The sequence below is a fragment of the Pseudomonas sp. JH-2 genome, from assembly GCF_036231725.1.
GTDB classification, from domain to species: domain Bacteria; phylum Pseudomonadota; class Gammaproteobacteria; order Pseudomonadales; family Pseudomonadaceae; genus Pseudomonas; species Pseudomonas delhiensis.
The window spans coordinates 19,248-28,334 of record NZ_JAZAQP010000065.1; the positions used below are offsets into that span (position 1 = coordinate 19,248).

The window sequence follows — 9,087 nt, forward strand, 5'->3', positions numbered from 1 at the left end:
ACGGAAGTCGGCTACGGCGGGGGCGATGCGGCGCTGTCGGAAAACCGCCTGCGCCCAGCCAGGAGGCAGGTATAGGCGGGTATAGGCGGGTGATGGCTGTGGGCGGGGATTCGGTCGCGGCGCTCAGGTGCCCAGGTAGCGCTCCGGCCAGCGCAGTTCCCAGGCCTCCAGCTCGGCGCCGCTGGGTGGGCAACAGCCGGCGCGCAGGGGCGTCATGGCTGCCGGCGGGCTGGGCAGGTCGCAGTGGATGGCCGGGTTGGCGCTGGCGTAGCGGTGCGCGGCCTCGGCGCAGGCGGAGGCTTCGTCTTCACTGGTGCATACGATGAAGAACGTCCCCAGGAAGACCTTCCATGTGGGCGGATCACCATCGGTCTGTTCGATCCGGATGTCCATGGGCCCAAGCATAGCCACACATTTATTACGGGAAGGCGCAGGTCGTCGCCTGGGGGGTGGGCCGTTGGTCGGGGCACGACGGGATTGGTTGTGTCGGGGCGGCGATGCCAGGTTCGGAACCGAGCGGGCCGGCGGCCAAGGTCAGGCGGCGGATAACGCCTGGGGCGTTATCCGCCCTACGCAACGGCCAACCTTGGCGTAGGGCGAATAACCGTTCGCGGTTATCCGCCGTTGGCCGTGCCATCGGGGTGTCCGGCGTGGCGGGTGAATCCAATCGCGGACAAAGTCCGCTCCTACAGGGAAATGCCACGCCTTCCGGCAACCTGTAGGAGCGAGCTTGCTCGCGAACGGACTCCGCAGCGGGGTTTATTCGCGAGCAAGCTCGCTCCTACGAAGAGCATTTCGGCGCGGGCCGCAAGACAGTTGCTCCTACGCGGCGTCGGCCATGTGCCCCCTGTAGGAGCGCGCCCTGCGCGCGAATCGCGGGCAGGGCCCGCTCCTACAGTAATTCCGGGGCGCAGGCTCAGGCGTCGATCACCGGCCGCGGCTTGTCCTGGTACTTGAAGGTGCCGCTGGCGGTGGCCACGACATCGCCCGCGGCATTGCGGATCTCGGCCTCGCAGAAGGCGATGGAGCGGGTGCGGTGGCGGACGTGGCCGAAGGCTTCGAGCACTTCGCCGACGTCGCCGCCGGGGCGCAGGAAGCTGGTCTTCATCTCGATGGTCACGCAGCCGCGCCCGGCCTCGTCGGCGTGGCTGCAGGCCAGCGCCATGGCCACGTCGAGCAGGCTCATGAGCACGCCGCCGTGGGCGTTGTTCCAGCCGTTGAGGTGCTCGCGCTCCACCCGCAGCACCAGGTGGCCGTCGCGCCCGCCCTCCCCGGCCGGCAGGTAGCGGAACTTCAGGTGGTCGAGCAGCGGGATGGCGATGCCACGGTACTGGGTGTAGGACTGCAGTTGCGAAGGGTCGAAGCTCATGGGCGATCCTGCTGGCGTGTTCGGCACGGTAGGCCGCCATTTCAGCGCATCGGCCGGCCCCGGCGTATCACTCCTTCGGATGAATCTTCAGCGCCGCTTGCGGCTGCGCTCGCCGTCGCGCTGCAGCTCCACCGCCTGGACGAACAGTTCGTCCACCATCAGCGTCTGGATGGGCTCGTCGGACAGCAGCGACAGGCTCATGGACTCGATGGCCTGGTTGTATTCCAGGCGCGCGATGCCGCACAGCAGGATGCGCTGGTTGAAGCCGGGGCGGCCGCGGTCGATCAGTTGCTCGCGAACGGTCTCGCCGTCCTGGTAGCTGACCTTGAGGGTCACCTGCAGCTCGTCGGCGAGCGCCAGGTGCAGCCAGACCGCGACGTTGAAGTCGGCGCGCCAGCCGCGCCCGACCTTCTTCGGCACGGCCTGCTGGATCAGGTGGCGGGGAACGTGGCCGATGAACTTGCTGTGGGATTGCATGGAAGACATGTGCGCAAACGTGGGCTTACTGCGGAAGACCGCAGTCTAGGCAACGGAGTTCAGCGATGCACCCGGCATCGGGTAGCGTCCTGCATCGGCTTCGATACATGGCCGGCGCGGGCGGCTGGCGGCCGGCAGGAGGGCCGGCCGGGGCGGGGTCAACCGAGGAGATCGAGGCTGGGCTGGGTTCGTTCAACGCCGTACATCTGCTTCAGGGCCACCGGGGTGGCAGTGGGTGCGACCGGCGGGCTGCCGGCGTCGGCCTGCTGCGTGATCTTTTCCCTGATGCGCTGGGCTATCTCGTTCTCGATGCGCTCGCGGTCCTCGGCGGGCATGGCATCGAGCTGCTCCTGGGTGATGTCCATGTCCTGCATGACGCTGTGCCGCAGCTTTTCGCCGGGGCTGAGCTTCATGTAGGCGAGGAATTCGTCCAGGGCGCTGCCGCCGTTCTGCGCGGCGGCGCCGGAGGATGCTACCGCGCCGGAAGGCGTATCGCTCGTACCGCTCGTCGTGGCGTCTGCGCTGCTGGCGCTGGCCAGGTAGCTGGCGAACTCGCTGGCGCCGGCGACCACGCCGCGCACCAGCCTGGTCGCCAGGCCCAGGGTGCTGAAACCGTCGATGATGTTCATGGGCGGGACTCCGCTGCCGAAGGGGAGGCCTTGTACCGGGCAAGAAACACGCCAGGGTGGCGACCGGCGTTCATAACGGCTCCGCCCCCCCCTGTAGGAGCGAGCTTGCTCGCGAACCGCACGGCAGCGGTGCAACCGGGAAGGCCCGTTCGCGAGCAAGCTCGCTCCTACGAAGAGCGCGCCATCGGCAAGCGCCTGCCGTGGGTGGCAAGGGCTTGCCGGAATCCGCAATGAAAACGCCCGCCGCGGAGCGTTCCGCGGCGGGCGTCGGCGGTGCGCGAAGGCTCAGCCGAAGCGACCGGTGATGTAGTCCTCGGTCTGCTCCTTGGCCGGCTTGGTGAACAGGGTGTCGGTGTCGCCGAACTCGATCAGGTCGCCCAGGAACATGAAGGCGGTGTAGTCCGAGCAGCGCGCCGCCTGCTGCATGTTGTGGGTGACGATGACCACGGTGAACTCCTGCTTGAGCTCGGTGATCAGCTGCTCGATGCGCCCGGTGGAGATCGGGTCCAGCGCCGAGGTCGGTTCGTCGAGCAGCAGCACCTGGGGCTTGAGGGCGATGGTGCGGGCGATGCACAGGCGCTGCTGCTGGCCGCCGGAGAGGCCCTGGGCGCTGGCGTTCAGCTTGTCCTTCACCTCGTCCCACAGGGCGGCGCCGCGCAGGGCCTGCTCGACGCGGTCGTCCATCTCGCGGCGGTTGACCTTCTCGTGGTGGCGCACCGCGTAGGCGATGTTCTCGTAGATGGTCATCGGGAACGGCACCGGCTTCTGGAACACCATGCCCACCTGGCTGCGCAGGCGGTTCATGGAGTAGCCGGGGGCGAGGATGTTCTCGCCGTTGAGCAGCACCTCGCCGCGGGCTTCCTGCTTGGGGTACAGGGAGTAGATGCGGTTGAAGATGCGCAGCAGGGTCGACTTGCCGCAGCCGGACGGGCCGATGATGGCGGTGATGCACTTCTCCGGGATGTCCATGTTGATGGACTTGAGCGAACGGTGCTCGCCGTAGAAGAACTCCAGGTCGCGAACGCGGATCTTGGTGCGTTCGGCGGCGATGGCGGTGGTCATGGCAGTCATCAGGATGCCCTATTGCGCAGAAGGATGAGACGGGAGGTGAGGCTGAGCAGCAGTACGAACAGGGTCAGCACCAGGGCGCCGGCCCAGGCCAGGGCGTTCCAGTCGCTGAAGGGGCTCATGGCGTACTGGAAGACCACGACGGGCACGCTGGCCATGGGCTTGAGCAGGTCGCTGCTCCAGAACTGGTTGCCGAAGGCGGTGAACAGCAGCGGCGCGGTTTCGCCGGTGATGCGCGCCAGGGCCAGGAGGATGCCGGTGATCACCCCGGCGCGGGCGGCGCGCAGGACGATCTGCAACGTCAGCTTCCATTGCGGCACGCCCAGGGCCAGCGCGGCCTCGCGCATGGTGGTCGGCTGCAACTGGAGCATCTCGTCGGTGGTCCGCACCACCACCGGGATCACCAGCAGGGCCAGGGCCAGGGCGCCGGCGATGGCGGAGAAGCCCACGCGGTGGTCGGAAAGGTAGTTCAGCGGCAGGATCACGCTGGTGTAGACGAACAGGCCCAGGACGATGGACGGCGCCGACAGCAGGATGTCGTTGATGAAGCGCACCACGGTGCCCATGCGGGTGTGGCGGGCGTACTCGGCCAGCCAGATGCCCGCCATCAGGCCGATGGGGGTGCCGATCAGCAGCGCCAGCGCGCTCATCAGCACGCTGCCGTAGAAGGCGTTGGCCAGGCCGCCCTCGGCCCCCGGCGGCGGCGTCATCTTGGTGAACAGGTCGAGGTTCAGCGCCTCGATGCCGTGGCTGATGGTGGTCAGCAGGATCCACGCCAGCCACATCAGGCCGAACAGGGTGGCGCCGCAGCTGAGCACCATGGCGGCGCGGTTCTTCAGGTCGCGGGTGCGATACAGGCTTTCGTTGCCGGCCATGTCACTTGCCCTCCTTCTGGGACAGGCGCAGCAGCATCAGGCGTGCGGCGGCCAGGACGATGAAGGTGACCACGAAGAGCAGGAAGCCCAGGGCGATCAGCGAGGAGCGGTGCAGGTCGGTGTAGGCCTCGTTGAACTCGTTGGCGATCACCGAGGCGATGGAGCTGCTGGGCATCAGCAGCGAGGCGGAGAAGTGCTGCGAGTTGCCCAGCACGAAGGTCACCGCCATGGTCTCGCCCAGGGCGCGGCCGAGGCCGAGGAAGATACCGCCGACCACCGCCGAGCGGGTGTAGGGCAGGACGATGTCCCAGACCACTTCCCAGGTGGTGTTGCCCAGGGCGTAGGCCGATTCCTTCAGGGTGGTCGGTACGCTGTGGAACACTTCGTTCATCACAGAGGTGATGAAGGGGATGATCATGATCGCCAGGACGATGCCGGCGCTGAGCATGCCGATGCCCAGCGGCGGGCCCTGGAACAGGCCGCCCACCAGCGGCAGCGCGCCCAGGTAGTCGTTCAGCCAGGGGGCGATGTGCTGGGCCATGAACGGGCCGAAGACGAACAGCCCCCACATGCCGTAGATGATCGAGGGGATGCCGGCCAGCAGCTCGACGGCCGCGGCCACCGGCATGCGCAGCCACGGCGGCGCCAGCTCGGTGAGGAAGATGGCGATGCCGAAGCTGACCGGTACGGCGATCAGCAGCGCCAGGAAGGAGGTGACCAGGGTCCCGTAGATCGGCACCAGGGCGCCGAACTTGTTGTTCACCGCATCCCATTCGGTGCTGGTGAGGAAGTCCAGGCCGAAGTGCGAGAAGGCCAGGCTGCCGCCCCACAGGGTGGAGCCGGCGACACCGGCGAGCAGCAACAGCACGAGGATGGCGGAGCCGAACATGGCGTTGCGGAACCAGCGGTCGTGGCGCTGGTCGCGCTGGGCGCGGTCTTCGGCTTCGGCGGCCTTCAGGTTGGGCATGGCGATGGACGGGGAGGATTCGGTAGACATCGGTTCATCCAAGCAAGCGAACCGCCGCACGGGGGTTCCGGGCGGCGGTCCTGGTCATTCACCCGATCAGCGGGCGAAGTCCGACTTCCAGTAGCCTTCGATGCGCTTGACCAGGGATTCGGGCAGCGCCACGTAGTCCAGGGCGGCAGCCTGCTGCTGGCCGTTCTCCAGGGACCACTTGAAGAAGTGGAAGGCGGCCTGGGCCTGTTCCGCGTTCTTCGGTTGCTTGTACATGATGATCCAGGTGGTGGCGGTGATCGGCCACGCGCTGTCGCCCGGGGCGTTGGTCATCAGCAGGTTGAAGTCCTTGGCGTTGGCCCAGTCGGCGGTGTCGGCGGCAGCCTGGAAGCTCTTGGTGTTCGGCTCGACGAACTTGCCGGCGGCGTTCTTCAGCGACGCGTAGGCCATCTTGTTCTGCAGGGCGTAGGCGTATTCGACGTAGCCGATCGAGTTCTTGATCTGCTTGACGTAGGCGGAGACGCCTTCGTTGCCCTTGCCGCCCATGCCGACCGGCCAGGGTACGGTGGTGCCGAAGCCGATCTTGTCCTTCCACTCGCCGCTGACCTTGGACAGGTAGTTGGTGAAGTTGTAGGAGGTGCCCGAACCGTCGGAGCGACGAACCACGGTGATCTTGGTGGCCGGCAGTTTCAGGCCCGGGTTCAGGGCGACGATGGCCGGGTCGTTCCAGTCGGTGATGCTGCCGAGGAAGATCTTGGCCAGGACTTCACCGTCCAGGTGCAGTTTGCCCGGCTCGACGCCGTCCAGGTTGACCACCGGCACGATGCCGCCGATCACGCTGGGGAACTGGCCCAGGCCGGCGGCCTTCAGGTCGTCGGCCGACAGCGGGGCGTCGGAGGCGCCGAAGTCGACGGTGGCGGCCTTGATCTGGGCGATGCCGCCGCCGGAGCCGATGGACTGGTAGTTGATGCGATTGCTGGAGGACTTGCTGTATTCCTGGGACCACTTCGACAGCACCGGGTAAACGAAGCTGGAGCCGGCGCCGGTGACATCAGTGGCATGGGCCAGGCCGGTCAGGGCCATGGAAGCCAGCAGGACGGACAAGCGGGTTTTGCTGAGCAGCATCACGTCAATACCTCAATATGGGAGGAAGTCCGGGAAGTCCCCGGTTGGTTAGAAGACGTGATGATTTAATGCCGCCAATGTGTACGCTTTATGACAGCGAGATTAATAATCTGCGTACTGGCAACTTAATGGCAGCGCGGCTGTCCCGGCCCCCCTCCGCAACTCGGCGCGCCAGGGCCGCCAGGGGCTAACGCGCCCTGCGCGCCCGGCCGCGCGGCAAGCGCCGGCCGGGTGCCTCCGGTCAGGCCGGCGCCGCGGCCAGGCGCGGGCGACGGTCGCCCCCGCGGTTCTTGCGGACTTCGCGGCGTTCGCGGAAGTCCAGCTCCTCCATGGCCTCCATGCGTTCCTGCAGGTCCTCGATCTCCTGGGGGGTCAACAGCTTGCGCGTCCTGTACATGGACACCTCCGCATGCAAGTTCCTCACAGCATTAGAGTGGCACGCGGCGGCGAAGATTCCACTCAGCGCAGTTCCTGCACCAGGCTCGACAGGGTCGAGAGCACGGCGCCGGCCAGGCGCTTGGCGCGCGCGCCACTCCAGCCGGTGCGGGCATCGGGGGCCAGGTCGTGGTCCTTGAAGGGCATCTCCAGGGTCAGCGCCAGGCACTGGTAGGTCTCGCCGACGTGGTTGCAGGCCAGGGTCATGTTGGCCTTGCCCGGCGCGCTGCGCGGGTAGCCGTGGACGCTCTGGAACTCGCCGCGTGCCTCCAGGCGCTTGCGGAACTCCGCTTCCAGGCGCGCCTGGCGCTCGCCGTAGCCGGGGTTGCCCTCGCAGCCGGCGGCAAACACATAGGGGATTTCCTCGTCGCCATGGATGTCGAGGAACAGGTCGACGCCCTGCTGGCGCATGTGCGCCTGGACGAACAGCACTTCCGGGCTGGTCTCGGCGCTGGGCGAGCCCCAGGCGCGGTTGAGGTCGGTGCCGGCGGCGTTGGTGCGCAGGTGGCCGCGGAAGGCGCCGTCGGGGTTCATGTTCGGCACCAGGTACAGCTCGGCGTGCTGCAGCAGGTGGTCGAGTTCCGCATCCTGCTGCTGCAGGCGCTCGATCAGGCCTTCCATGAACCACTCGGCCATGTGCTCGCCGGGGTGCTGCTGGGCGATCAGCCACAGCTTGCGGGTGGCCTGCGGGTGGCGGCGGATGCGCAGCAGCGGGATGTCGCGGCCCTCGATGCTGCGCCCGGTGGCCACCAGCTCGGCGCCGGCCTGCTCGATGGCCTGGCGCACCAGGGCGGCGTGGCGCTCGCGGCTGTAGGGCTCGAAGTAGGCGAACCAGGCCTGCGGCTGCTCGGCGTCGAGGCTGAAGTGCAGGGTCTGGCCGTCGTAGCGGGTGTCCACGCGGAACCAGTCGCGCTGGTCGTAGGAGGCCACGGCGCGGTAGCCCGGCCAGCCGCCGGGGTAGCTGGACTGCCCGGCGTTGGTCAGGCTGAAGCCGTAGCGCCGGCCGGGGGTCAGGCCGCCGGCACGGAAGTGGAACCACTGGAAGTGCGGGCTCTTCAGGTCCGGGCGCAGGGCCAGGCGCACGTCCTGGGGGTCGCTGGCATCCAGCACCTGGATGTTGCCGCTGTCGAAGTCGCAGCCAATCTCCATGAATCCTCCTCGGGCAAAAGCGGATGCAAAACCGCTATCTTGCGGCGCCCTGCCCCGGCTGTCACGAACCGGCCCCGGAAAAACCGGGCCGAGGACACACAGCCCCTGCGACGCAACGGCGCACCCCGCAAGCTCGATGAAAGCCGCGTGGCAGAGCCATTTACCGGCGGTTTCCCGGAAGATTGCCGGCAATTTTCCCGTTTCCAATGCGACAACCTTGTGCACAAAAGCGACAGGCGTTGTGACTTTTTGCACGGCTCGCGGTGTCAATGGGCTGTACAGATCGGACGGATCAGTGAAGCGCCGTCCCCTTGACAGAGCAATGGATGACCTGCGCAGAGAGTGTAACCACCATGAACGCGACCCTTCGTTTCAACGAGGCTCTGCTGATCACCGGACGAGCCTTCCAACCCTTCCACTGCGTCACCTGGATCGACCAGTCCGGCGGCGACGGCAGCCTCGACCTGTCCGTCCTCGACCGCACCGGCACCCGCCTGCTGGGCCTGACGCGCATCCCCTGCACCGAATACTCCGACCCGGCCCGGCTGGCCGACCTGCTGACCCAGGCGCGCGAGGAACTGAATCGCGAGGGGTATGACCTGCAGGAATGGCATATGCCCGAGTGAGGGCCTGGCCTCTGGCCCGGGGCTGAAAAGCGCCGTTTCTCGCGGGGAGGGAAACGGCGTTTTTTTATTTCCGGCTAGGGGATGAGGCTGTTGTAGGAGCGAGGGGGACGCCTGGTTCTTGCTCGCGAATCTTGCTTCTGTGCTCCGACCTCCCCCTCGTCATTCCCGCGAACGCGGGAGCTCAATGGCTTGGGGGCTTGGTGTAGCGCGCCGCTCCGAGTGCTCGGATGTTTTTTGTTTCGCCCCCTCGGGCGAGTCACTTTTGTCAAACGCCACAAAAGTAACCAAAAAGGCTTGCCCCGCATACGGGCCCGATGGAGCCGGGCTACCCTCGCGAATTCCCCCGCCACGGAGGCCCGCCCCGAGGGTACGTCCCTGT

11 protein-coding genes are annotated in these 9,087 nt (G+C 67.1%); 1 reads left to right on the top strand and 10 read right to left on the bottom strand.

The genetic code is table 11. From position 1 onward, the window contains the following. Positions 1-123: 123 nt before the first annotated feature. From VV867_RS28260 to VV867_RS28305, 10 genes are all read right to left on the bottom strand, one after another. Positions 124-393 carry a hypothetical protein gene (locus VV867_RS28260; protein ID WP_328568174.1) on the bottom strand — a complete coding sequence of 90 codons (270 nt, stop codon included), beginning with the start codon at positions 391-393 and terminating at the stop codon, positions 124-126. A 523-nt stretch (positions 394-916) separates the two neighbouring features. Further along, the gene (locus VV867_RS28265; protein ID WP_109936017.1) at positions 917-1,369 is read right to left on the bottom strand and encodes a PaaI family thioesterase; all 453 of its coding nucleotides are present in this window, start codon (positions 1,367-1,369) and stop codon (positions 917-919) included. Between the two features lie 87 nt (positions 1,370-1,456). Further along, entirely contained in the window at positions 1,457-1,855 is a 399-nt protein-coding gene (locus VV867_RS28270; RefSeq protein WP_275629719.1) for a hypothetical protein, read from the bottom strand. A 149-nt stretch (positions 1,856-2,004) separates the two neighbouring features. Beyond that, positions 2,005-2,475 carry a hypothetical protein gene (locus VV867_RS28275; RefSeq protein WP_328568175.1) on the bottom strand — a complete coding sequence of 157 codons (471 nt, stop codon included), beginning with the start codon at positions 2,473-2,475 and terminating at the stop codon, positions 2,005-2,007. Positions 2,476-2,760: 285 nt separating this feature from the next. Next, positions 2,761-3,546: a phosphate ABC transporter ATP-binding protein PstB gene (gene pstB, locus VV867_RS28280; RefSeq protein ID WP_370686624.1), complete on the bottom strand. Its 786-nt coding sequence runs from the start codon at positions 3,544-3,546 to the stop codon at positions 2,761-2,763. Further along, complete coding sequence (pstA, locus tag VV867_RS28285) at positions 3,546-4,418, bottom strand: phosphate ABC transporter permease PstA (RefSeq protein ID WP_328568176.1); 873 nt, start codon at positions 4,416-4,418, stop codon at positions 3,546-3,548. The genes pstB and pstA overlap by 1 nt, the downstream gene beginning before the upstream one ends. Before the next feature lies 1 nt (position 4,419). Continuing rightward, positions 4,420-5,385: a phosphate ABC transporter permease subunit PstC gene (gene pstC / locus VV867_RS28290; protein ID WP_425343548.1), complete on the bottom strand. Its 966-nt coding sequence runs from the start codon at positions 5,383-5,385 to the stop codon at positions 4,420-4,422. A gap of 96 nt (positions 5,386-5,481) precedes the next feature. Then, the gene (gene pstS / locus VV867_RS28295) at positions 5,482-6,498 is read right to left on the bottom strand and encodes a phosphate ABC transporter substrate-binding protein PstS (protein WP_328568177.1); all 1,017 of its coding nucleotides are present in this window, start codon (positions 6,496-6,498) and stop codon (positions 5,482-5,484) included. Between the two features lie 241 nt (positions 6,499-6,739). Then, on the bottom strand, positions 6,740-6,895 hold the full coding sequence (locus tag VV867_RS28300) for a hypothetical protein (protein ID WP_177412113.1): 156 nt from the start codon (positions 6,893-6,895) through the stop codon (positions 6,740-6,742). A 62-nt stretch (positions 6,896-6,957) separates the two neighbouring features. After that, positions 6,958-8,082: a M14 family metallopeptidase gene (locus VV867_RS28305; protein ID WP_328568178.1), complete on the bottom strand. Its 1,125-nt coding sequence runs from the start codon at positions 8,080-8,082 to the stop codon at positions 6,958-6,960. Between the two features lie 353 nt (positions 8,083-8,435). Between VV867_RS28305 and VV867_RS28310 the strand changes: the two genes are divergently transcribed. Then, a complete protein-coding gene (locus tag VV867_RS28310) occupies positions 8,436-8,708 on the top strand; it encodes a hypothetical protein (RefSeq protein ID WP_009619255.1) in 273 nt (90 codons plus the stop codon). The last annotated feature ends 379 nt before the right edge of the window (positions 8,709-9,087 follow it).